The 25691-nt window shown below is 44.2% G+C and carries 19 protein-coding genes; 4 read left to right on the forward strand and 15 right to left on the reverse strand.

Annotation, left to right across the window (positions count from 1 at the left end; translation table 11 throughout):
- Nucleotides 1-84: 84 nt before the first annotated feature.
- The 6 genes from MKY52_RS07590 to MKY52_RS07615 form a co-directional block, all read right to left on the reverse strand.
- On the reverse strand, nucleotides 85-1197 hold the full coding sequence (locus MKY52_RS07590) for an ABC transporter substrate-binding protein (protein WP_341050745.1): 1113 nt from the start codon (nucleotides 1195-1197) through the stop codon (nucleotides 85-87).
- Nucleotides 1198-1390: 193 nt separating this feature from the next.
- Nucleotides 1391-2167, reverse strand: coding sequence for an ABC transporter permease (locus MKY52_RS07595; protein WP_341053360.1), 777 nt, complete (start codon nucleotides 2165-2167; stop codon nucleotides 1391-1393).
- A gap of 18 nt (nucleotides 2168-2185) precedes the next feature.
- Nucleotides 2186-2962, reverse strand: coding sequence for an ABC transporter ATP-binding protein (locus MKY52_RS07600; protein WP_341050746.1), 777 nt, complete (start codon nucleotides 2960-2962; stop codon nucleotides 2186-2188).
- Nucleotides 2963-2973: 11 nt separating this feature from the next.
- Nucleotides 2974-4005, reverse strand: a complete 1032-nt coding sequence (locus tag MKY52_RS07605) for an ABC transporter substrate-binding protein (protein ID WP_341050748.1) — start codon at nucleotides 4003-4005, stop codon at nucleotides 2974-2976.
- A gap of 22 nt (nucleotides 4006-4027) precedes the next feature.
- Nucleotides 4028-5482, reverse strand: coding sequence for an aryl-sulfate sulfotransferase (locus tag MKY52_RS07610; RefSeq protein ID WP_341050751.1), 1455 nt, complete (start codon nucleotides 5480-5482; stop codon nucleotides 4028-4030).
- Nucleotides 5483-5510: 28 nt separating this feature from the next.
- A complete protein-coding gene (locus MKY52_RS07615; RefSeq protein ID WP_445671014.1) occupies nucleotides 5511-6056 on the reverse strand; it encodes a MarR family winged helix-turn-helix transcriptional regulator in 546 nt (181 codons plus the stop codon).
- A 406-nt stretch (nucleotides 6057-6462) separates the two neighbouring features.
- On the opposite strand from MKY52_RS07615, the gene MKY52_RS07620 reads away from it, so the two are divergent.
- The 3 genes from MKY52_RS07620 to MKY52_RS07630 are packed head-to-tail and all read left to right on the forward strand — an operon-like array spanning nucleotide 6463 to nucleotide 8955.
- Complete coding sequence (locus MKY52_RS07620) at nucleotides 6463-7206, forward strand: metal ABC transporter ATP-binding protein (protein ID WP_341053362.1); 744 nt, start codon at nucleotides 6463-6465, stop codon at nucleotides 7204-7206.
- Nucleotides 7199-8041: a metal ABC transporter permease gene (locus tag MKY52_RS07625; RefSeq protein ID WP_341050752.1), complete on the forward strand. Its 843-nt coding sequence runs from the start codon at nucleotides 7199-7201 to the stop codon at nucleotides 8039-8041. Before MKY52_RS07620 ends, MKY52_RS07625 begins: the two co-directional genes overlap by 8 nt.
- Entirely contained in the window at nucleotides 8038-8955 is a 918-nt protein-coding gene (locus MKY52_RS07630; protein ID WP_341050754.1) for a metal ABC transporter substrate-binding protein, read from the forward strand. The genes MKY52_RS07625 and MKY52_RS07630 overlap by 4 nt, the downstream gene beginning before the upstream one ends.
- Before the next feature lie 502 nt (nucleotides 8956-9457).
- On the opposite strand, the gene MKY52_RS07635 is transcribed toward MKY52_RS07630, so the two are convergent.
- The 9 genes from MKY52_RS07635 to MKY52_RS07675 form a co-directional block, all read right to left on the reverse strand.
- On the reverse strand, nucleotides 9458-10216 hold the full coding sequence (locus tag MKY52_RS07635) for an ABC transporter ATP-binding protein (RefSeq protein WP_341050755.1): 759 nt from the start codon (nucleotides 10214-10216) through the stop codon (nucleotides 9458-9460).
- Nucleotides 10217-10219: 3 nt separating this feature from the next.
- Nucleotides 10220-12538 carry an ABC transporter permease gene (locus tag MKY52_RS07640; protein ID WP_341050757.1) on the reverse strand — a complete coding sequence of 773 codons (2319 nt, stop codon included), beginning with the start codon at nucleotides 12536-12538 and terminating at the stop codon, nucleotides 10220-10222.
- Between the two features lie 51 nt (nucleotides 12539-12589).
- Nucleotides 12590-13240 carry a TetR/AcrR family transcriptional regulator gene (locus MKY52_RS07645; protein ID WP_341050759.1) on the reverse strand — a complete coding sequence of 217 codons (651 nt, stop codon included), beginning with the start codon at nucleotides 13238-13240 and terminating at the stop codon, nucleotides 12590-12592.
- 221 nt (nucleotides 13241-13461) lie between these two features.
- Nucleotides 13462-13836 carry a 5'-nucleotidase C-terminal domain-containing protein gene (locus MKY52_RS07650; RefSeq protein ID WP_341050760.1) on the reverse strand — a complete coding sequence of 125 codons (375 nt, stop codon included), beginning with the start codon at nucleotides 13834-13836 and terminating at the stop codon, nucleotides 13462-13464.
- Nucleotides 13837-13851: 15 nt separating this feature from the next.
- Entirely contained in the window at nucleotides 13852-15075 is a 1224-nt protein-coding gene (locus MKY52_RS07655; RefSeq protein WP_341050761.1) for a hypothetical protein, read from the reverse strand.
- 41 nt (nucleotides 15076-15116) lie between these two features.
- Entirely contained in the window at nucleotides 15117-17009 is a 1893-nt protein-coding gene (locus MKY52_RS07660; protein ID WP_341050763.1) for a FecR family protein, read from the reverse strand.
- Complete coding sequence (locus MKY52_RS07665; RefSeq protein ID WP_341050764.1) at nucleotides 17006-18766, reverse strand: CHASE2 domain-containing protein; 1761 nt, start codon at nucleotides 18764-18766, stop codon at nucleotides 17006-17008. Before MKY52_RS07665 ends, MKY52_RS07660 begins: the two co-directional genes overlap by 4 nt.
- 16 nt (nucleotides 18767-18782) lie before the next feature.
- Nucleotides 18783-19001 carry a hypothetical protein gene (locus tag MKY52_RS07670; protein WP_340973778.1) on the reverse strand — a complete coding sequence of 73 codons (219 nt, stop codon included), beginning with the start codon at nucleotides 18999-19001 and terminating at the stop codon, nucleotides 18783-18785.
- Between the two features lie 179 nt (nucleotides 19002-19180).
- Complete coding sequence (locus MKY52_RS07675) at nucleotides 19181-24979, reverse strand: S-layer homology domain-containing protein (protein ID WP_341050765.1); 5799 nt, start codon at nucleotides 24977-24979, stop codon at nucleotides 19181-19183.
- A gap of 255 nt (nucleotides 24980-25234) precedes the next feature.
- Between MKY52_RS07675 and MKY52_RS07680 the strand changes: the two genes are divergently transcribed.
- Nucleotides 25235-25624: a hypothetical protein gene (locus MKY52_RS07680; protein WP_149646295.1), complete on the forward strand. Its 390-nt coding sequence runs from the start codon at nucleotides 25235-25237 to the stop codon at nucleotides 25622-25624.
- The last annotated feature ends 67 nt before the right edge of the window (nucleotides 25625-25691 follow it).

Genomic DNA, 25691 nt, shown 5'->3' on the forward strand with positions numbered 1-25691 from the left:
CTCCTTGTCGCGGGAATAGAACAAGGGCACCTTACGGCATCGTGACGAAGGTGCCCTGTTTCTTTTTTAGGGGGAAGAACAATTCTAGTTCAAATGCACAAGTACACGTTCCTGCCATAACTGTGGTATGGTCTTCGCTGTTTCTTCCCATACCTTGTAATCACCAACAGGCTTAGCGTTAACATACTCCTCTTTTGGCAGCAGTTTAGCCGCAACATCATCCGGCAGTGTTACACTGTCACGAATCGGACGAGCGTACCCTTTGGCAAGATTAATCTGTCCTTCATCACTAAGGATGTATTGACGTGTCAGCTTCGCAGCGTTAGGATGCGGCGCATATTTGTTGATGATCGTTGCATAACCGCTCACCACACTGCCTTCCTTCGGAATGGCTACCGCGAAGCCATCTTTGTTGATCTGATCTCTATAGTTCAAAGCGTTGAAATCCCACAGCAGGGTAACTTCTACTTCCCCTTTTTCAATGTTGGCAAGAGAAGCTTCTGCATTGGAGAGACGTCCTTTTTTAGCTAAATCTTCGAAAAAAGCAATCCCCGGTTCAATGTTCGACTCATCGCCACCAAAAGCAATCGCTGCGGCCAATACAGCCATCTGCGCTTGAGCAGCTTTAGTTACATCACCTACGATGATTTTGTAATTTCCGTTCTTCAGATCTTCCCAGCTCTTCGGTGGATTAGCCACGAGCTTGGTGTTTGTCAGAAACGAAATCGTCCCTTGATAGCCGACAATCCAATTTCCGTCCTTATCCTTAGCCCAATCAGGGATCTCATCCCAGTAGGTCGTTTTATAAGGTTGTGTTACTCCTTTTTCCATGGCAACCGATCCAAAAGCGATCCCTACATCTCCGATGTCAGACGTTGGTTTATCTTTTTCCGCATCAAACTTGGCAATTTCCTCCGCGCTCGACATATCCGTATCTGAATGTGTAAGACCATACTTACTACTCATATCACTCCATGTATCTTTCCAGTTCGCCCAGGAATCCGGCATTCCCACGCTGATAACACTGCCCTCTTCTTTAGCTTTACTCTCGATCTCGGTCAGACTTAATTCTTTGGTGCCAGCATTTCCATTCGTTGATTCGTCAGCCTTAGCCGAATTTCCACAAGCAGCAAGCAACAGGACGAGCAAGGATAACATTAGACCCATCGATAATTGACTTTTGATCCCTTTTTTCATGATTTCCCCTTCACTCCTATTTCTTATTTGCGGGCTTCTCTATGCTCCAACTGTTAGGCACCCAATTGCAGTATAGGCGTGTACTATTTTCGCGGCATTAAGGAGGATAGGAATATTTGTAAATAAAAAGTAAGACATACCAAAAACCACCTGATTCACTCAGGCGGTTCCCGTGTTTATGCTTAAAGCTACACTACTTTCTACGCGCCGCCACACTTACCACGCCGTATCTATAGAGCACTTTCTTGCCGAACCACCCAAATAACCGATCCGTGAAAAAGCCCATAAAGCCAAGACAGAATAACCCTACAAAGATCCAATCTGTCCGGAAAAACAATCTGGAATTCCAAATCAGATAACCTACACCTTCGTTCGAAGCAATCATTTCCGCACCGATAATCGCCATATACGAGGTTCCCATCGCTAACCGGATGCCTGTAAAAATATACGGTATCGTCGCCGGGACGATCACATGAATCAGAATTTGCCACTCACTGGCGCCCATACTGCGGGCTGAGCGGATTTTATCCTCCTCTACGGACATCACACCGGTCAAGGTATTCAGCACCACAATAAAAAAGGTAGCGTACATAATCAACGCAATCTTCGACTGCTCCCCAATGCCAAACCACACTAGAAACAATGTAATGAATGCAATCGGCGGGATAAAACGAATAAAGTTCAGAAAAGGCTCTGCAAAGATACGAATCACATTCACCTTTCCAATAATCAGGCCTACGGGAATCGCCATTAAACTGCCGAGTACCCAGCCAATTAGCACCCGGTAAAAGCTAATCCCGATATATTGCATCAAAGTTCCGTCTTCCAGCAGTTCCCGTCCACCCTTAAGCGTACTCCACGGTCCAGGGATTACATCAGGACCGTAGATCACCGCCCCAAGCTGCCAGATGCAGAATGCGGTAATCCATAGTATCGAAACGGAAACCCATTTCTTTTCCACCCATTTCATCATCTGTCCCACCCTATCCTATTCTTCGAAATGGCTCTGAATTTGGTTGTATAGCGAGTAAAATTCCGGTGAGGCTACGTCCCGCGGATAAGGCAGCGTATTGTCATAAATGTCCGTAATGTTAGAGGAAGGTCCTACAGACATAATGCCGATCCGTTCCCCCAGCAGCAAGGCTTCCTGAATATCATGGGTTACAAAAATCACCGTCTTATGCGTCTGTTGCCAGATGTTGACCAGTTCCTTCTGCATCGTCCTCCGGGTCATCGCATCAAGTGCACCAAAGGGTTCATCCATCAGCAGGATTGCCGGATCATTGGCGAGCACCCGTGCCAGCTGTACACGCTGCTTCATGCCTCCTGATAGCTCCTTCGGGAACTTTTCCTCATGACCGTTCAGTCCTACAAGTCCGATGAACCTATCCGATATCGTGCGCCGTTCAGCCTTTACGATTTTCTTCATTCGCAGTCCAAACTCCACATTTTCTCGAACCGTTAGCCAAGGGAATAAAGAGGAATCTGCTTGCTGAAACACAACTGCCCGATCTCTGCCAGGCTTATTCACCTCTTCGTTATCCACCCGAAGGTTACCGCCGGATTTGGAAACAAATCCGGCGATCATATTCAGCAGTGTCGATTTTCCGCAGCCACTTGGACCGAGTAGAACGAAGAACTCTCCGCCTTTGATTACGAGATCCACATCTTTAATAATATAATGCACATCTCCAGCGGCTGGCTCACTGTAGCTCTTGCGTAGCCGCTCAATATGAATGGTGTGCTGCTTAGCAGGTAATGACATGCTGAACCCTCCTATTTCTTATACGTGACTTCTTCCGGCAAAGCTTTGGTCAGCGGTTCAAGATTCAGCTTGCTATCCAGATCGAAATCCTTCTCAATGATTCCAGTGTCGACCATATATTTCTTCTGCTTAGTCAGACTGTCATACGCCGCCTGTGTGAATCCGAGTGCCCATGGATTGTTCGGAAGATCTTTGATCGTCGATTCCTTAGGCTGCTTCACTGCCTCGTACATCAAATCAGCAACCTCATCTGGATGGGCCTGGGCATAGCCCCCTGCTTCATCCACTGCTGCGAGAAAGTTCGAGATCCCCTCTGGATTTTTCGTTACAAAATCATTCCCTGCTACAATGCCCATCCCTAACCGTACGGTTGTTTTGGACATATCCGTCAGCTCATGTACGCCTGCAAGGGCACCCAGCTTATCATTAAGAACTGAACCATAAAACCATGCACCATCCACAGCCCCTTGCTTCAAAGCGATATAAGATTCGTCAAAGGCTCCCTGCCCTATCAATTCCACATCACTGAGCGCGATGTTATGCTCTTTTAAATATTCATCCCACAGGTACGGAATGAAGGTTCCACGAATAAAGCTCAGCTTCTTGCTTTTCAATTCCTCAGCTGTCTTGATATCATCCTGTACGAACAGCTTCCATTCTGTAGAAGCTTCATCTGTCGCCAGACCTGCAGAGGCGATGATTGCGTAATCTCCTTTCGACACTGCGTTCAACAAGGGAAAATCGGCCCCGAAAGCCACATCTACCTGTTTAATGAAGAGTGCATTTACACCTTCTGCCGGGGAACCAAAGTTGACTAGTTCGGCGTCTATCCCGTGTTTGGCAAAGATACCTTTATCTAATGCCACACGAAAGGTTGGATTCGTATTGATGTCAGCGATTTTAATCTTCAATGTCTCTTTTTTGCCGTTCAATGCTCCATCTTTAGAGGACGACGCATCACCTTTGGAGCTGCAACCTGATAATAGGATAACAACGGATAAGGATAAGAGCAGAAAGCTTGAGCTGATCCATGACTTTTTCACAACGACATCCCCCTCAAATGTATTAGTTGGCTTTGCGGCTACTACCTTCATCAGTCGTCGCCACACAAGCAGCCCCCTCAACAAACGGCAGGGTTGTTGCCACGTTCACTACCGAATCCGATCCCTTAGGTGCAGCCCCTGGTACTCTGAACTGCGTAACATCTATCGGCTCAATCGCTTGTTCTTCCGGCTTCTCCAGCTGTGGTACCCACGCATAAGGCACACGATAGGAACGATAAACCATGTTTGTATTTCTGGAATCGTTATACGGTGAGATATATTCCCAGACCAGTTCATGCTCTGGCGTAACCTCGAAAAGTCTACCGTTAGATCCTTCTGTAATTAAGGTGTTGCCATTCGGTAACCGCTGGGCGGAGCTAATATAAGGACTATAGAATTTATAAGAATCCGTCGGAACAGAGAAGCCTGCTTCTGCCGCGGTATACTGCCATTCAATTTCGAGTGTCACTGGATTAATCTCTAGAATTCGAGAGTAGTCGCGGAGTGCATTTTTTTGCCCAAAGGGTGAAGATGGATTGGGAAGACCATAACCGCCCCAACCTCCGTTATCAAATACGAGTAGGTTTCCTTCTCCCGGCAAGCCCTTCGGAATGATGTGCGCATGATGCTGGCCAATGATCCAATCGATATGCTTCAATTCTGGCAGTGAGTAGTCTGGACCGATTCTCCACACGATGGCCCCGGTACGCTTATCTGTAATTGCGATAATGTTCGCTTCCCGTGCATCCCAGATCACGTTATCTGGATGGAAACGCTCATCGCCTGCATCGTAAAACTTATTAGGTCCTACATACGAAGCTGAATTGATATGCAACCAGTCACCCACACCGCCCCCTAGATTCCCGAAGGAGCGTGAATTAGGATCACGGAATAAGACGTTTTTCGCCGCTTCATCAAAGCCTAGCTCTGCAAAATGTTCATTCGGAGCCCACTCCCAAACGATATTCCCTTCCCAATCCACTTCGATAATCGTGTCATCCAGCAGCTGCTTGTCGGAGATTTGGTGGTTGTAGATATTTTTGTGAGCGAGGATTAGGGTTTTGCCGCCGTCAACCTTAGGCTCTAGCCCTGGTGCAAAATAACCTACTGGATTGCCTTCTCGTTGATAGTCATGATGCTGGCGGGCATACCAGAGCGGTTCATAACCCGGATCTTCTATATGTTCATAGCTATTATATTTCCATACGATGTTACCGTCCCAATCGACCTGCACCAGATCTACATTATCCTGAATGCCAAATTTGGGATCTCTCCTTCCTGTACTGCCTAGCACATAACCACCAGGGAAAATTTTTGCCGGAAACCCGAGCAGCCCCTTCCACAGATGCACTTCTTTACCGTTCATATCAATCAGTACAACACCTTCTTCACCCGCTTGAAATACGGTATAGCCATTCCACGCTTTGCTCGGATTATATACGGTTGCTCCAGTTGGAAATATGGTTGAATGTCCCATCGTTCATCTCTCCTACATTTAATTTATTTTAATAGCTAAGATAATTACTTTTCTTTGTGACTGCTCGTGGCTTCTGTTCAAGGTTTGGAGAAGCTTCAGCCTCAGCATTCTCCTTCACCAGCTTCAGCAAGATGTCTGAGAATCCTTCGAGATTACTAATGATCCGCTGATAAAAGTGACTTTGCTGCACCAATTCCTCTTCCGTGAACCCTTCAAACAGAAGCGAAATACATCGTTCCCCAATGTTGCTGTTAAGCTCTGCCATCTTCCGGCCTTTGTCTGTGATGTCCAGCATCACCGTTCTGCGGTCCCCTTCCTTACGTCTGCGTACAGTAAATCCGCCTGCCTCAAGCTTATCGCTCAAAGCTGTGATCGCACCTGACGTAAAGTCCAGTTCATCTGCTAAATCCCCAAGCCGCTGTTCACCCTCGCGAATGATTTTATGTAGAATCAGCATGCCGGGTAAAGAGATGCCTGCTACTGTAACCTTATCCCGTTCCTTTACAAATCTGCGGACCACCTTGCGGAATACCCAGTCCGTCTCTTCCAGCTGTCTCCAATACGTATCGCTCATTCTTACCTCATCTCTCTCCATAGCCAACAAAAAAAGACTCCCAGCACAACTCCCTGGCAAGGGAAAAGTGCGGGAGCCTTTGGCGGTCCAATCGGCTCAGATAAATTATTTCACTGTTCATTTAATTAGTGTTTAAGTATTGATGATATCATATAACCCTTTATTCCTACCTGTCAAGTATGTATTTTTAATTCTAAAAAATTACCCCGATACCGGCGCAAATCGCATGCTTGTACTAATTCAAAATCAAATAAATTTTAAGCTTTTTCATTGACATTTTGCCCATTGTTAAATATATTGTACCTAAGAATAAATGTTTACCTAGGGAAACAAATTAGATAATTAAAATAAATGTTTCCAACAGGAAACAAATCAATAAATTTCAAGACGAGGAGCTTTTTTAATGATTGAGATTAGAAACCTAAACGTGGATTATTTCGGTAATTCAGCGCTAGAAAATGTAAATATCGATATTCCCTTTGGGTACACCATCGGAATTATCGGGCCAAATGGTGCAGGAAAATCGACATTCATTAAGTCATTGTTAGAAGTAATCAAGAAAAGAAGCGGAACGGTGATGGTAGAGGGAAAAGACATTTCTGAGTATAAACGGAAGATCGCATATGTACCGCAAAAAAATGATATTGACCTTACTTTTCCAATCACAGTGAAAGATACTGTGCTAACTGGAACCTATCCAAACTTAAGAATTTTCCAGCGCCCCGGGAAAAAAGAGCGGCAACGCGTCGAGGAATGTATGGCCATGGTAGATATAAGTGATCTTGCAAATAAACAAATTAGTAATTTGTCTGGAGGACAACTACAAAGGGTTTTTATTGCCAGAGCGCTTGCCCAAAAAGCGGATGTATTTTTTTTAGACGAACCTTTTGTCGGCATAGATCTAGTCAGTGAGAAAATTATTGTAAAACTGCTTAAACAGCTTCGCGAAGAAGGGAAAACCATATTGATCGTTCATCATGATTTACATGAAGTCGAAGAATACTTTGACAAAGTAATCATTCTCAATAAAAAGCTTATTGCCTTTGGCGATGTGAAAGACACCTTTACAGCCGACAATATCCTCAATGCTTACGGGGCTTCCTTAGGTAATCTTGTAATCAAAGGAATGGGGGGCACCGAAAATGATTGACTATTTCTCATCATTATTAAACATTCCGATCTATGCGCTTAACGCCGGATTGTCTGCTATCATTCTTGGAATTGTTTCAGGGGTTTTAGGAAGTTTTATTGTACTCAGAAAGATGTCATTAATGGGAGATGCTTTATCTCATGCTGTATTACCAGGTGTGGCGTTATCTTATATTTTAGGGATTAACATTCTTGTAGGAGCTTCATTGTTTGGACTTTTAGCAGCCATCCTCATTCAATTTATTACAAGTCGCAGCAATATCAAAAGTGATACCTCGATCGGAATTATTCTCAGCTCATTTTTCGCTCTAGGAATTGTCTTAATCACTTTCGCCAAGAGCGGGCTTGATCTAACTCATATTTTATTTGGTAACATTTTGGCCGTCCCGCAGTCCGAGTTAATGCAATCATTTATTATCATGCTTGTTGTTATAGCCATCATTTCGTTGTTGTATAAAGAGCTGTTAATTAGTTCGTTTGATCCTGTCGTCTCTAAGGCATTTGGTTTAAAAACGGGATTCTATCATTATTTATTGATGATGCTGTTATCCGTGGTTACTGTGTCCTCATTATCTCAAGTAGGCATTGTGCTTGTGATTGCAATGCTGGTTATTCCAGCAGCTACATCTTATCTTTGGACGAATAAGCTGATCCACATGATTGTCCTGGCTTCTACCATCGGCGCTGTATCTGGAATTATAGGTGTGATCATTAGCTTTAGATTCAATTTACCTACAAGTGCCACCATTGTTCTGGTAGGCGTAAGTTTGTTTGCTATATCATTTATTATCTCGCCCAAAAATAATTTTCTAAGGAAAGGGTTGAAACAAGGATGAAAACAATAAAGATGCTCTCTTTGACAATGTTCATCTTGCTATTTACCGCATGTTCAAATGTTAGTGAGGGAGAAGCAGACCATGACAAGTTGAAGATTGTTGCAACCTACTCCATTATCGCGGATATGACCGAAAACATTGTAGGGGAGAAAGCCGAGGTCTATAGCATGGTTCCCATCGGAACAGATCCGCATATGTACGATCCACTACCTAAGGACACAAGTAAAGTATCTAGCGCAGATTTAGTTTTTTATAACGGATTGAACCTGGAAACAGGTAAGGGGTGGTTCCAAGACCTTCTTGATGTCACTAATAAAAAGGATGTCGCTTTTGCCGTCTCAGATGAAGTAACTCCAATGTACCTAACAGAAAAAGGCAAAGAAACTCAAGAAGATCCTCATGCCTGGCTTGATGTTCAGAATGCTATTAAATATGTAGATATCATCACTAAACATGTAATCGAAAAAGATCCGGACAACAAAGAATTTTATCTGAATAACCAATCAGAATATGTTAAGAAACTTAATGAATTGGATCAATATGCAAAAGAATCGGTAGAAAAAGTTCCACAGGAGAAACGCATTTTAGTTACAAGCGAAGGGGCATTTAAATATTTTTCAAAAGCCTACGGATTTGAATCCGCATTTATTTGGGAAATCAATACCGATAGTCAAGGAACCCCAGAACAAATGAAAAACATCATTAACATTATTGATGAAAATCAAGTGCCGGCTTTATTTCTGGAAACGAGCGTTAATCCGAAAACAATGGAAACCATCTCCAATGAAACGGGTGTACCGATACATTCTAAGATTTTCACCGATTCTTTAGCTAAGAAAGGCGAAGAAGGCGACACATACGTTAAGATGATTAAATGGAATATTGATAAAGTCGTTGAAGGATTGTCGTCATAAAAATAGGCTGTCCGTATAACAACACTCAAGCCGAAAGTCATAGAAATTATTATGAAAACTGAATTTTCAAACTAGATGACCTTTCAAAGTCATCGTAATCGGGTATTGAATTATAGTTCCATTCCAATTGTTGCACAAGCATCGCATATATGGATCATTAGGTTACATGGCACATGCTCAGCACCAACATGAAGCACATAAAAAATTTATATATCAATGTTTTTCTCAAAGCCACTCGATCAGGGGAATGGTAATTCCCCTGACTGGTAAAATTTCAACCGATAATTTGTATTGTGCTTCACCTCTTAGCAAACCCGATGCCTAGAAAGAAAAAAGGCATCGGGTTTTGGTTTACTAATTTGAAATATTAAATGTTTTATTGAGCATGAATGGCCAGAGATAGCTAAATCCACCGGAATATCAGCGGTATATCCATAATCAATATCAGGTGATATTTCATAACCGAAAGGAATTGGTTCATGTGCAGAATCGAATATCCAATTTATATTCCTATTTCCCGCATTTTCGCCGTGACTCTTTCCATTCTGTCGTCAATATCTGTGCCGCTGAATTTCTGAAGTCGCATTTCGCTTACGATTTTTCCGTCACGCATAAACATAATACGCTCTGTCCGCGCCGCAATCTTTGCATCGTGGGTTACAAGCATAACCGCAGTGCCTTCCATATTGATTTCAGAAAAAATATCCATGATTTCCTGTGCAGATTTTGAGTTAAGCGCGCCAGTCGGCTCGTCTCCAAAAATAATTTTCGGATTGCTCATAAGTGCGCGGCATATTCCTGCACGCTGAAGCTGCCCTCCCGAAACCTGTGTAATATCACGGTTTCCCAGCTCCGCAATACCCACCTTTTTCATAAGCGTTCTTGCTTTCTCAATAATCTTCGCAGCGTTTTTTCTATTGTCGCGCATGGAGGGAAGAATGATGTTGTCGAGAATATTAAGATTTTTCATAAAAGTTGCTTGTTGAAATACAAATCCCATTTTTGTTCTGCGTATGTCGGCAAATTCATTTTCTTTGAGGGATGATAAATCCCTGCTGTCAAAAGCAACCTTGCCACCGTCGACACCGTCCATTCCGCTCAGCGCAAACATCAGCGTCGATTTTCCTGAGCCCGAAGGTCCCATAACCGCAACAAACTCTCCCTCGTTTATTTCAACGGACACTCCGTCAAGAACATTTCGCTTCTCATCGCCCTCACCGAAAGATTTTACTATGTTTTCACCGATAATAATCTTTTTCATTAGCTACTCCTTTATGTTTTCGGGTATTTTTATTTGTCCCGCGCCCAATGTGCCAATAATTGTCGCGATAAGTACGGAGCCTGCCATCATAAGCGGATACAACAAATATGCCGATAGCAGATTGACCACAAACTTAAATGACGATGCTCCAAACGAGGAGATCACCGCTCCTGTGAGAACCTCTCCGATAGTGTTTGCCAAAAGCGTGCCGAGAACAATTCCGACGAGCAGAACGAATACCGAACGCGTTACATACTGCACCATAATATCCGAATTTGTAAAACCTAACGCTTTCATCATGGCAATGGAATATCTGTCCTTTGTAACAAGCATTTTCATAAACAACAGTGTAACCAGTACCATTATTATCAGCGCAACGGCAATTGCGGCATAGGAGGCCTTTCCGACGGAGCTTATTGTCGAGCCGAATGTCTGTGTAATATATTCATCAATGCCTGATATCTTTGCATAATCAAACCGGTCCGCATATTCCGAAGCTTTGCCGTCAACAAGAGATTTATCTGAAAGCTCTGCGTAGATAACGCTCCACATCATATCTAACGAGTTGTCGGTGAAAGCAGCCTTTGCGGTTTTACCACCGTTGGTGATGTCGGAGTAAATTCCGCTTACCGTGAGATTTTTCTCTTCCCCTTCAATCACCAACGTAATGACATCCCCGACCCTTTTGCCCAGTTCATCAGCGTTCAAAACCGAAAGCGCAATTTCATTTTCTGCTGCGGGTGCTCTGCCCGCGGAATATCCCAGAGGGAATATCGAATGGTCGCCAAGCTCAATTTTCAAGCTTTCCTCCAAGCCTTTTTCCGTCTTTGCTTTGAATGTTTTAGTTGTAAGCACGGCATATTGGGATATGGATCCGTCGCTCTCCATCGCCTTTGCAATTTCCGCTGCTTTTCCAGAAATATTATCAGTCTGCTGAATGTCAACGCGCATATCGGAGCTTCCTATCCCCATATATGTGATGAAGCTTTTTGAAGAAATAGTGTTGTACAGGTTCTGCGGAACAATAATGATAAAGGTCGAAATTACAAGCACCACAAGCATCGTGGCGTAAAGTCTTTTCCTTGCGAGTACATCTTTGATGCCGAGAAAAATATTTGTGTTAAACAGCCTATTTCTGTTCAGGCAAAACCGCTTTGCACCCGCGGATTTTTCTTGTGAAATACCAAAACGAATGGCTTCCGTGGGGGATATTTTCCGAAAGCGTTTCAGCACTATGCTTACATTAGCGATAATAGCAAGGAATACAAGCAGTACGCCGATTAATCCAAGAAACAAGGCAAAAGAAGCATTGCCGCTTTCCCCCATGTAAAGCCGTATATTTTCAAGAAGCATGCCTCTGAACACAAACGAGAATGCAAATCCAAGTGTACAGCCAGCCGCCGCAATCGCCGCGTATTTCGCAATATAAATCTTTTTTATGTCGGAAACGCGCAGCCCTATTGCTTTCAAAACTCCAATTTCACGGTAGTCGTCTTCGATTTTCGCAAGGAGCGTAAAGCGTATGCACATAAATGCGATTGCAACGACAAGCACGCTTATAAGAAGTATGACCGCTATCATCAACCCGTCGGAAATTGCGTTAAGCATTTTGAAAAGCGGATATGTAATCGTCGGTCCGTTTGCTTCAAGTCCAGCGGAGGTATAAGCTGTTTCAAACGCGCCAAGCTCGGACAAATCCTTTAATCTAAATTCAATCAGATACTCCGTGCTTCCAAAATCCTTTATTTCGGCAAAGTCATTTTCGCTCACAAGAAACCTCTTTGACGAGGCAAGCAATGAATTCATCTGTGAATCGCGAAGAAAACCCGCAACAGTAAGCTTCTTTCCGAATACGGTAGTCTGGTCACCGAGCTTTGCAATACCATCCTTCATATAGCTTATTGGAACATATAGCTCACCGTCTGCTACGTTTATGACTTTCCCGTCTAGATCAAGAAGATAATCAAATTTACTGCTTTGGGTGCTAAAGCCGTTGTCCTGAACACTGTTTGCAAGCGAATTTCCGTCCATTACTATCTGCGTACTGTCTACATTGAGAAACTCAAGCACCTGAAATTCATCGACATTGCTGCTTTGCTCCGCGAAAGCTGCAAGCCGCTCATTATCAATTGCGCCTGAATGCATCTGCATAAAATGCGGGGTTTTTGCCTGTGTCATTAACGTATCAATCGCACCTGATAAATGTACGACAAGAACTGCCGCGAGAGAAACTAGCATGGCCGCTGCAGCGACAAATATCATAGTTGTCAGTGTGATTAATTTGCTTTTTGAAATGTCATTGCGGATTATTCTGAAATACATAAGTCACCTCTGTTTCAAACTTTTAACCGACTTCAAAATCGATTTTCCCCATTATTCAGTGCTACCTACATGATCGCTGCCAAACATCTGCATAGCGGACATAAAGCTTCCACTTTCAGCACCAAGCAGCCTTTCTGCGTTGAAAACAAACGCCTGTATGCGTGAAGCGCTCTCCTCCTCGTTCGCCATAGTCACCATATCATCATCAAAAACAATATTCGCATATGTCACAATCATTTCCATGCATTCATAAGGGAATGGAGTGCTAAACAGTCCCTGTTCAATGCCCTCGCAAATTATTCCTGTCAGGATCGGCGTAACACCGTTGATTATGATCTTTTCTATCTTCTGATGCATTAGCGCGTTCTGCGGCTTGTTAATATGGTCAATAATTTCCTTGCCGTTTCCTCCACTAATGTTAAGTGACATTACAACACGGATAATGCGCTCGTTTACGGGTATACTCTTGTCTGCAGCATTTTCCTTCGCCGCTTCTAAAATGAGAACCGTATAGCGCTCAATTAGAGCGTCCATAATATCCTCTTTCGACTTGAAGTGATAATACAGCGTTCCCCGCGCAATCCCGACCTTTTCCAAAATATCGTTTGTACTTGTGCCATCAAAGCCCTTCTGACCAAAAAGCTCATCTGCCGCGTCAAGTATTTCGTTCTTGCGCTCCTCGGCTTTTTTTATAACTCTCATTTTTACAGCTCCCATCTATAGACCGACTGCCTGTCTATTTTAGGCTAGCATAATGTTGATTTAAAGTAAAGCTCGATTGAACATTTCCTTGAACCATAAACGAACGAAAAAAGCCGAGCGAAAATCCGGAATGCATACCTGGAATTCTTCGGCTTAGCAATAAATAATAACATCCCTCTCTCATGGGACACTTTTCCATATGAGTCTGTATATTCCCCCTATTATCCGCCAGTTCGACGTATGATCAAATGCCAGAACGTCATGTGAGCCGGCATCCCTCTCAAGTTGCTGTAAAAGGGCTCGTCCAGCTCGAAAAGCCGTTTCATTCTTCGAAACATCGGATAACGCGAAGCTTGCTCCGCCAAATAGTTTGTCATGACAATCGTGAACATATCCGTATCCCGAACCGCTTGTCCCCGATACTCGCACGTCTGAAGACGTGCGCCAATCGGACGCGAAACATCAATTGTATACTGAATGCCTTCGAACATAATGAACTGATAAAGCTGAAGATGCGGCTTAAGCCATTCCTCTTGCGGCTCCATGGTATGCGCGTCATACCATGAAGCACTGGCTTCCAGAGCAGCAAGCAGCACCGCCCATCTGGAAAACTATTCGGACGCCTTAAGAGGTTGAGTAGCACTATTTAACTTCACCTGTGCTCCGTCCAACCACACTTGCATGTTATTACCCGCTGGCAGCAGTGGAACTGATTCAAGCAGATCAGCCTCGCTACGCAGTGGCTTAAGAGCTTGCAAATCAAGATTCAATACCTTTAGCTTGTTATTCAGTGTATCGGTCACATACAGCTTCCCGGAGGCAAGCGCAACACCGGAAGGCTGATCAAACATCACTTTATCCAATACTCCAACCTGATCTCCCGAGGTCCCCTGCCCTGCGACTGTTATGACTTTTCCATCCTTCTGAATGGCCCGAACCCTATGGTTCAGACTATCAGCAATCAGCAATACCCCATCGGCGTAGGCCAGTCCACGAGGACGATTGAACAGCGCCGACAGACGATCTCCATTCTGGAATCCTCCAGCCATATATCCAGTCACTGGATCAACTGTCGTTGCTTTGCCCGCAAAGGCCTCAACCTTATTGCCTGTAATCAAACGAATCATCTGATTCCCACTGTCAGCCACATAGAGATTACCGGTTTCATCGAACACAAGACCCACCGGCTCATTAAATTTGGCCGAAGCTACCGAACCATCTAAATAAGCACCATTATTACCCTGCTGACCCGCAAAAGTTGTCACAATACCTTGGGGTGTAACTTTGCGAATCACATGATTCAGCGTATCGGCAACATATACGTTGTCATTGCTGTCTACTGCCAATCCACCCGGCGCGTTAAACTGCGCGGTATTGGGTTGTCCATCTTTATAGCCGGCCACTCCTGTTCCTGCGAGGGTATATACTTCTCCATTCTTTATTTTACGGATAACATGATTGTCGGTATCACTGATATAGATAATGCCTTTACTGTCAGCAGCGGTATACGTTGGATGATTGAACAAGGCCTTCGCACTCTTAGCATCGATATATCCTTCAGCACCTTGTCCAGCCACTGTCTGCAGCTCTCCATTGCTCCACTTGCTGATAACACCGCTTCCGGACTGAACGATAATGAGGTCATTGCTACCAGGTACGGCAGTCAGTCCCCACGGCTGTTTAAGAGAGAGCACAGCATTAGAAGAGACATTCTGATCTATACTCCCTTGAACATTGCTGCTTATGGGTTGCACTGCCTCTGCGCCGACGATACTGGATAGTGATCCGCTTATGAGTATAAATCCACAAATGATGGAGGTAAATTCCTTTTTCATTACATTATTTTCTCCTCTCGAAGGTTGCTGCACCACTGGAATTACATATTAACATAGAGCCTAAGATAATCTATTACTACCTGCATATAACCTTCCTCTGTTTCTTCAAACCTCACAAGAGGAATGATCACGATATAGGATTCTGTACCTTTAGCGTTCAAAAATTCAGGTGAAAGTTTTAGGACCGCAGTATTCTCATCGTTCCGATCCAGCGTGTATTCAAAGCCTTCAAGGGGAATTGGGGCTCCCTCATAAAATTCTGGCCAATATCCAATCTCCCCTACATCATAACCCAGTGAATGGATGATAAATTCCGGTGCTTCATCTTCACCTATAGGGCCAGTATGGTTAAAATAACTCGGAGTGATCTGTCCTTCAAAGTAAAACCCGCCGTCTGCTATCTGTTGATCCTCTTTCTGTACCTCCCCCTCGGGAAGGGCATTCTTTAATAACCCGCCGTTAACCTTAATTTGAACGAAAGACCTATAAGGAAGTGATTCACGAGACTGAATGTAAAGCTTATTCTCTCGAATGTAGACCTCGCCTAAGTCGAGCTTGTCCTCACTCTGATTCAAAGTAACACTCACTCCATCCCTTGCTGCATTTGGATTAGAGTCGTCTGCGATATTAAAAGCTAGCGGTGCTGTAAACGGTAATACAATTTCTCTGTCACTGACGAGAAAGTCATAGATATGTTCTCTAAATTCCTGCTGATCTATCTCAGGTGCACCAAGTGGATTTGGTGTTTCCGTTGGTATTGGTGTTGGTTCTGGCGTTGGCGCTGTTGTTGGTTCCAGTGTCGGTGTCGGCGTTGGTTCTGGTGTCGGTGTCGGCGTTGGTTCTGGTGTCGGTGCTGCTGTTGGTTCCGGTGTCGGTGTTGGTTCCGGTGTCGGTGTCGGTGTTGGATCTGGTGTTGGTGCTGCTGTTGGTTCCGGTGTCGGTGTTGGTTCCGGTGTCGGTGTCGGTGTTGGATCTGGTGTTGGTGCTGCTGTTGGTTCCGGTGTCGGTGTTGGTTCCGGTGTCGGTGTCGGTGTTGGATCTGGTGTTGGTGCTGCTGTTGGTTCCGGTCTAGTTGGTGGTGTTGGCTTCGTTATATCTAAAGGAGACCAACTAGATAGATCATAGTTAATCTGAGGTGGAATTGATGGTATAGGTGAGCTTGAGTGAACAGGCATAGTAGCTTTTATTTGCTGGATTAGTTGTTCGATTCTTTTCTTAGCCGATTCCAATTCCAATGTATATTTTTCTTCGTTCAGATATTTCAAATGCTGCTCTAGAGCAAATTGCGGTAATGCATTCAGGGACAGCTGCTCCTGTGTCCATTGTTCATTCTCCATAATAAGCTGTTGGGAAGCTGTTATCATACGCTCAATCAACGTGGGATTAGTAGGCGAAACTACGTGAACCGTTCCTTCCAGAACTCCCAGATAATCGCCGTTAATTCCTACCCCACCATTAAGGACTACATTATCTTGGCTATTAACGCTAACAAAAAACTCTGTGCCCATCACGCCCATGATAGCCGTCGGGGTCTCAATCTCAAACCGGGAGTCGCCTTCCAGCTTCTTTTTCACCTTGATCAGGACTTGCCCATTTTGCAGCTTCAGACTTGTCTTACCGCCCAGCGCTTTTGCACTTTCGACTAATTGGCTAATAGTAAGCGTAGTGCTGGCTCCGATCGTAACTTCTTTGTTAGCATCGAGGTCGAGGCTGATTTTCCCGTCAGTCCCAGTTATAATCGTATCGCCTTGCGTAATCGCCATTCCTTTAAAAGCGTTGAATTTCTTCGTTCCACCGCTCTTTTTCACCTCAGACTTGCCTGAGACTGCAGTTATTTTCCCCACTTTAACGCTATCCTTCGCCTCTGTGACAACCGCTGGCCAAAGAATACTGAACAACAGCATAAACGACAGTGTAAGCTTTAACGACCTCATCTCAATCCCTCCAGTTCATAGACACTGATTCCTTGTTCCTTGCCCTTTACCTTGATCTCTCCTAATGAAACGGCTGATACTCTATCTTTTACAAAAGCGTAGGTAGCCTCACTGATGAGGATTTGTCCAGGCTTCGCATTGCTTTCCAGACGGGCTGCCGTGTTGACGGTGTCGCCAATCGCTGTATAATCCATCCGGGTCTTGGAGCCGATATTCCCGAATACAGCTGGACCAGTATGCACCCCGATACCGAATTTCACTACAATACCAAACCGTTCGAACAGCTTTTGTTCCACCGCAGCCGAGCCTTCCTTCATCGCCCACGCCGCCTTCACCGCTTGCATTGGATGATCCTCCAGCAGCAATGGAGCATTAAAGATCGCCATCGTGGCATCCCCGATAAACTTGTCCAGCGTGCCATCATACTTAAAAATACAACCCGCAGTCAGATCCAGATACTCATTCAGAATCTCAACAATCTCCTCTGGTTCAGCAGCCTCCGATAACGGAGTGAACCCGCGAATATCAACGAATAACAGGGTTAGCTCTCTGCGGCTTCCTCCCAGCTTCAGCCCTTCTTGACCGTTCTTGAGAATTTGATCGACAACCTGCGGAGCAACATATCGACCAAAAATATCCGTTACTCTACGTTTCTCCATCAGTTCTTCTAAATATTGAAAAGCTATTACGATAATACAACTAACGATTAGAAAGGGAATCACATAACCCAGTGAAATTACTATCCCTTGGTCATAGAAAAAACGACCTGCAAAGATAAGAAGTGCAATGATGACCACAATGACCGCGTAGGAATATAGCATCTTCACTTTACGGAATAGTAGATAGGCTAGGAGCGCAACAAAAAGCAACACTACCTCGTTCCACTTCCAATCCAGTACCCGCTTATAATTATCGTCCAGTAGAGATTGAATGATATTTGCATGAATTTCCACACCATATAACGTATTTTTTCCGCTAATGGGTGTTAGGAAGTCATCCTTAAACCCTGTAGCATAGGGCCCTATAAGCACAATTCTATTCTCAAAATAAGATGGTGGAACCTCTCCGCTAAGAACCGCCGAATAAGGAATCTCCTCAAAGTCGCCATTGCCACCTGAATAAGGGATATAAAAGCGCCCAAAGTCATCCAGTGGGAGTTTCTGCGGATCAGCAGTGCCCCCCATCGCCTCTCGATATTTCTGGTAGACCGTCCATGACAAGCTGTGAATAGACTCCCCTTCATAGTCAAAAGAATAAAGAGCCTTACGCACCACTCGATCAGTATCGGTAATAGTATTGATATGGGCGGTTGCAGCCGCAGCCTTCCGCAAAGCCTCAAACGGCTGGGATAGCTCCAGCGCTTCGATCTTTCCCTGCTCGGTATTTGGCGCAAATGTGCCATATACCGGCAAAACTACATTCCCCGCACGGGCCACAGCCGCAGCGAATTCTGTATCCGCCTCCGGGTCCTCCGAGCCTACAGGGAACGTAAGGTCAAAACCGATCACTGCTGGATGTCCCTCGGAGAGCGTATCTAACAGCTGTGCATGAACATTTCTGCTCCACGGCCAGCTGCCAAAGTCCTCCAAGCTCTGATCGTCTATCCCGATGATAGCAATCGTTGTATCCACAGACCGCTCGTGCTGCATCACGCGGTCTTGTAACAGATGATCAATGGAGTCAAGACTCCCTCTATACAGTAGAACCGCAAAAATTACCGTAAGTAGAAGCAAAATATGTGCTAACTTTACTCTCAAGGTTCGTTTCTCCAATCTATGTATTATGCAATGAGTCCGAGCCAGCGCTATAATAAGCGTTCAAATACGTTGGTAATTGATAAGCAAAGAAGAAGGGGGCAGTGGATAACAGAATAAGGAATACAAGCAATCGTGGATGAATACCCATTCCTGCGCCAATTGGAAGAAGTGCCGTAACAAGGAGAATAACTGCCGGATCATCGTGAATAACTAGTGTAACAACGAAAGATATCATTATGACTGCCAGCAGGAAGCTAGATTATGTCTATTAAAAATTTATTCAAAAATATTATATATGAAAAATCATATGAATAGTAAGAATTTCCTGCTTTGCTAGAAGAAAAGGAATATTGAGTGCAAAAAATGACAAAAAACAGGCCAGAGTTACCTCTGCCTGCCTTTGCCATACTATTCTTATAAATTGATTATTCCATATAACAGTTTTGCAATTTCAGCACGGGTTACTTTGCCACGAGGATCGAAATGATTGTCGCCCTTACCGTCAAGGATTCCCTTAGCTTGTAATTCACTTACCGCTTGCTTCGCCCACTCTGATACGCTGTTTATATCCTTAAAGCTTGCAGTAGCAGCAATGGAAGACTGCACTCCAGCTTTGTATTGTATCAATTTCTGCAGGACAACAGCCGCTTCTTCACGTGTAATTGCATCTTTAGGACGGAACTTGCCATCACTGCCTTGGATGAGTCCAAGCTGGACAGCTTTGTCTATCGATGATGCATAATAAGCATCTTTTGATACATCTGCAAAAGCACTATTCCCCGTAGTTTCACTTGTCTCATTCAATCCGAGTGAACGAATGGCTAGTGTAACAAAATCTGCACGGGTTACATTCGCTTGTGGACCATAGTGCGTATCGTCGATACCCTTAATCACATGCTTAGCCGTCAGCTTGGAAATGTACAGCTCTGCCCAGTGACCAGCGGTATCACTAAATTGCTTATGGTATTCCAGTACCGCGAAGGAAGAGAAATGATCTGTTGTAAAGGTCACGGTATTGCCTTTAAACACTCCACCCAAATATTCCAAGGTACTGCCATTTACATAATAGACACCCGCAAAATCTGTATCGAGCTTAGCAAGCTGTTCCTTCGTCAGCGTCAGGGTAATCGTAACAGCACCTTTAAGCTGGTGGATAGCCGTTTCTTTGCCGCCTGCTGATGTACTGAGGTTCAGCGTAACGTTAGCTCTGGATGGACTCATTCCAGCGACATTGCTTTGTACAGCTGTCGTACTTGTATCAACGCTCAGCAGCAGCATGTCACTTCCGGCCGGGATCGCTGGTAAAGAGCTTGTTGGTACGCTTAATGTAACGCTGGAAGATACAATATTCAGATTCAGCTTCTTGTCGGCAGCCTGTTGGATGCTCGTTGCATCAAGTGCAAGTTTAAACTGATCTTGAGTCAAAGCTCCTCCGCCTAAGCTAATCTTGATATTTCCACCTGTCGTAGCTTCCTCAATCAGCTTCTTCAAGGCTGCAGAGTCAGCGGTATAAGTACCGTCACTTCCCAAGGTCAGTTCAATGCTTCCTTTTTCCGCTCCAGGTGTTGCTGTAGGACTCGGGGTCACTGTAGGCACTGAAGGTGCCGTTCCCCCTGGTGTTGGTGTTGGTGTTACATCCTCTTTCCCAGTGTAGAAGCCCCAAATGTCTGAAAGCACACTACCAGAGTTATCATCCTCGACTTTTGTATACCACTGGTAGTAGCTTTCTGGATTAAGCTTACTCCAAGTGACCTGAGTCTCCGTACCGCTCTCTACTTGCTGATTGGTCGCGATTGTCTGATCACTGTAAACCTTAACTCCAATGTAATCGGTAGCTACACGTTTGGTTACAGGCTGCAGATCGAGATCTAGTACGAATTCATCTTTGCCCGGGAACTCATTTTCATCATAATAATTATAATCATCCAAGTAAGGCGAATAAGTCTTCACACGAAGCTTGTTGTTAGCTACATCGAACTGAAGCAGACGAATATAACCAAGTCCACCCTCTTCGGCACCTTGATAATCTGCCAGCATTTGATATACACTGCGGTCCGCAATGCCATCTCCATTATCATCCAGCTCATCTACCTTAAGCTCTGCATCATGATAATGCCCGGACAGTGCTGCGATTACGTTCTTGTTAGGTTTTACAACCTTTTCAAAGATCGTATCGGCGATTGGTGCACGGTTATTCGATACAAGCAGGTACTCATGAAGACAAAGGATCGCTTTACGCTCTGGATAACGAGCAACAACCTCATTCATCCATTCAATTTCTTCTTCAGCCAGTCCCCAGCCCATATATACGATAATAAAGTCATTTCCGTTCGCAGATACCAAATCATAATGGCCCCGGTTGTTGTCATAGGAACCACCAAAGGTCGGCATATTCTTGAATCTCCACTCTCCAAAATACTCCCAGAACTTCGTATAGTCACCGGTTTGATGACCTACGTCATGGTTACCTGCAAGAACACCATAAGGGATGTTAGCATCCTCCAGAACCTTCATGTTCTGGTCCGCTTCCTTCCACTCGTACTCTTGATAGGATTTATCCACTATATCCCCTGTATGAATTACATATTTCAGGTTCAAATTATCCTTGTTGTCGGCTATCCACTTCACGTTCTTACGATAAATGTAAGGGTAGCTCTGTGAATAATATTGCGTATCAGACATCCAAACAAAGGAAAAGTCATAGGTGTCTTGCGTTACCGTTGTAGCTGATTTAGCCACAGACGCAATTTCATCCTGAACCATTACGGCAATGCTATTTCCATTCATAAATTGCCCAACGGTCACCGTAGATCTCAGTTCAAAATCCTCTGTTCCAGCGATTAAATGATCCAGCTGTATCCATTTCTCTTCAGCAGGACTCCAAGCGTAAAGACTTACTTTACGTCCCGGCAATGAATTTCCTTTCCACTCAATATCCACACGATCTGTCGCCTTAACGGACTCATCAAGCTTAATTTCATATCGCTGATAAGGAAATTGCTCAACAGCATCGTTGATTAAATACTGTCCGTCCACTGCACTTATTTTGCTGTATTCGTCACTGCTAAGGGCTTGTTCGCCCGCAGGAACGGATTGCTTCGGCGGTTCTGTATCGGATGCGTTCTTAAATCCAGTAAATCCTTGCTCTGGATGGTTACCATCGTACTTGAAGCCTCTATAGAAGGTAACATCCATCTTATCCTGGTTAGGATCTTCAACCTTAACCTTCAAGGTCGGATTCGTACCCACACCAATCTCCCAGTTCTGAGGTGAGATCAGGAGTGGTGCAAATGGATTTTCATTCGGTACATGGAATGTAATTACCTTTTCCACCTGATTACCTATCTTATCCAATGCGGTGATAGAAAGCGTATGGTCTCCACCGGACAGCTTTCCGGATGAAGTAGCATAAGGCAGTTCAATAACATTGCCGTCCAGCTTCACGCTAACTTTATCTACACCTGCGTAAGTATCCTTGATCTCAGCAGTAATTACGAAATTACCACGATAAGTTTTTCCATCTTCAATCGATGCTTTAATAGATGGTGGCGTGTTGTCTACAACTACGTTTGACGATACCTTGGATCCACCTTCGGTCACTGTTACTTTATGTTCTCCGTCCGTTACTTCTGTAGTATTCCAGTTATAAGCCTTCGAACGGAATAAGTCAGATTTCAGATCGAACCGGAAGCCGATGGATTCATGCTTACCTGCGCTGTCCCCCATCTTAATTTCTTTATCACGTTCTGCATAAGCAGGGTCCCAAACTTCAGTACCGTCTGCAAGTAATAGGCGCACATTCTTTACTTCAAAATCATCTTTATTCTCCTCGGGACGAGGGTCAAAAGGCGATGATTTAGAGCCCGCCCGAATGTAGATCACATTATCCTTGCCCACTTGTAAAGCGGCAGAGGAGATCGGGAAGGTCAATGTCGTATACGTAGTAATCGGGTCCATAAAGGTGTATAGAATACTCGCATCCCCTAATTCTTCTGGTCCCATGGTGATACCGTTTTTGAAATAATAATCTACATTCTTCGCATCAAATACAAAGTAAGCATCATTCTCAAGCGCGGCATATACCTCGTTATTGCCAAGTACCTTATTGTCGATGCTCAGGCCCACTTCATCAGCCTTTGCGGTAGCAGAGGTTCCTTTTACCGTCATAGAGCCATTAATGAATTGCCCATCCTTCACATTCAAACGAAGCGCTGATTGATCTGGGCCACCTGTAATTTTCACTTTCATTACCGGAGATTCGGTCTCATTCGTGCCATCGGAAACGACGAAATAATACTGTATTTCATTTCTGCCGATCAAATCAGCAGACGACAATTTATAATGATACAAGCTATCGTTAAAGTCTTGGGATAGATTATGGCTGACAAAATCAGGCTGCTTATCCGAAGCTACCCTTACTTCTACAGACGTAACGGCTTTATTGTCATCCGCGAAAGCCTTCAAATCCAGACTCATCGATTGATCAATCTCCGTTACAGCAGTCAGATCATTTACCGTCGGATTTTTGGTATCCGGATCCACATGGATCGGTGCGTTAGGAAGTAGTGCATCATCTACCTGCCCTGGTGACGGAACCGCTGATCCTGTGCTAATCTTGAGCATTTTACTTTGCCCATTCACAGGATACTTGTATAGAAGGGCTTTATTTTCTTTAGTGTCGTCACCTTTAGCCCCACCATCATAGGTAAGATCAGCATCATAATACGCAGAGGAAATTTCTTTCTCGGTATTACTTTTGATTACGACGGCCCGGCGGCCAGAGTTCGCCATCCCATCGCTTTTGATTTGAAAGAGATTTGTGCCATCCATCAGATTAGTGTTGAATTCTGCATTAAAGTCACTAGCGGTGTATGTACTGTTAGCACTATTAATAACCCAGAACACTACGGACTGCTGTGCAGGAATTACAAAACTCTCTTTCGTAGAGGGCCACTTCACATCGGAAGCATTGCCTTTATCAGGATAGCGATAATAGATCTTGTAGTTTTTAAAATCAATCGGTGCATCAGTATTGTTATATACCTCAATGAATTCAAAAGCATCGCTGCTCGTTCCTTTTACATTCGTCGAATTGGGCAGCAGCTCTGTAATTAACAGCGGTGGCACATTATTCGAATCAAATGCAGGCAGGTTCACATGAACAGAATAGCTCTCTGTTACATTGTTTACACGAATGCTGTAGTGCAGTTCTGGTTCTTCCAGTGCAGCCGCAGGAATCACGGCCGTGTATTCCCCCTCACCTTTTGAGGTCATGGTGATTACCGTATCTTTCACCTGAGAAGGAGAGCCGTATTGCAACTTCACTACCGGTAGCGTTCCGTCTGGTCCAATCTCTAGGTTCGTAATCTTCGCAGTGATGGGAAGATCCGCTGGATCCACACTGCTCTGCGAGTGGTGTTCAATTACCGGTTGCTTGTCTCCAGGTACTAGCTCAGGTAGTTGTTCTGGATCTACGGTTCCTGGTGTAGCCGCAACCGTTCCCGAAATCGCCATGAGACTCATCATAGAGCTGTCGGATTGCGAATACTTATAGAAAATCCCGTTATTTTCCTTCACCTGTTCTTTTCCATAAGAAGCAGAGACAATAAGAGCATCTCCTGCTTTACTTTTAATTTGTAAGTTGCGCGGAGAAGCGTTGGCCATACCACCGCCACCGTTAATACGGAACAGATTTACACCTTCCTGCAGAGATGCTGAAGGATTAAAGTTTTTGATGAAATCCTCGGCAGGAACACTCAGATTATTGCCGTTCATAATCCAGAAGACGATATTTCCATGCGCCGGTATGACCGCATCGCCATTTGGTGTCCAAGTATCTTTGTCATTATAAAAGAAATAATAATCCTTAAAGTTAACCGGCTCGTCCGTATTATTGTAGACCTCGACAAATTCATAGCCATCTACTGAGGTCCCGTCCGTGCCTTTTACATTTTTAGTATCTGGAACAACCTCTGTAATAAGTAAAGAGCCTGGATTGGTTGGTGTCGCGTATACATCTGTCATTACAGTCGGTTGACTTAAAAGCGTGTTGAGCTCAACCTGTTCATCAAAATGTGCTCCTAATTCGGAAGATGTCTGCTCTGTATCCGGCTGCTGTTCTTCCGCATATCCTGCTGGAACCATGATCCCCAACATCAAACTACTTGCAATTACGCTGGATAGAAAACGTTTAGCTTTTGCTGTTATTCTCAAAACTCCGAACACTCCCCGTAAGTTTGATTGTGACCCTTCTGCATAAATATGCAATTTAGATCATCTGGAAATTATACTAGGGGTATATTATCGCTATATCATTTCAATGTTAAATCTTTAGGTTATCTTAAATATTGTTTAAGCTTCAGCTCAGCTTTCCGGGTTATAATAGAAATAAGTTAAACCACAACCATTACAGACACTTTCAACAGAAACCATAGAACGTTATTCGTAAAATAAGAAAAGAGGACTCTAATGGATATAAAAAGAGTGATTATAGTAGGAACCGTAGTTATAGTAATGTCTTTCGGAAATGCTTGGAGTAGCCTTACTGCTAACGCAAGCTCGTCAACTCAATGGTCCACCACAAGTGTTGCGGATAAAGACGAATTATTATTGAAAGCCCTTAACCAACCCACAGATGATGATCTGTACGACGCCTTATATGACGGCAAATCACTTCAAGATATTGCAATAGAACAAAACACAGATATTGAAGATGTGATCAATCTACAGGTAACCCAGCTAACGGAACAGCTAGATTCACGACTAGCCTCTGGAAGCATTACAGCCGAGCAGTATGCAGCACACAAAGCGGAGCTGAGGGACATCGTTACGGAGAGTGTTCTCACTTCTTTCGGCTAAGAAAGATACATATAGTGGCCGTATAACATTTCTCCGCGCCCAAGCTATAACGCCTTGGACGTCCCTA

The sequence above is a fragment of the Paenibacillus sp. FSL P4-0184 genome, assembly GCF_038004625.1.
In the GTDB taxonomy this organism is placed as follows: Bacteria; Bacillota; Bacilli; order Paenibacillales; family Paenibacillaceae; genus Paenibacillus_AQ.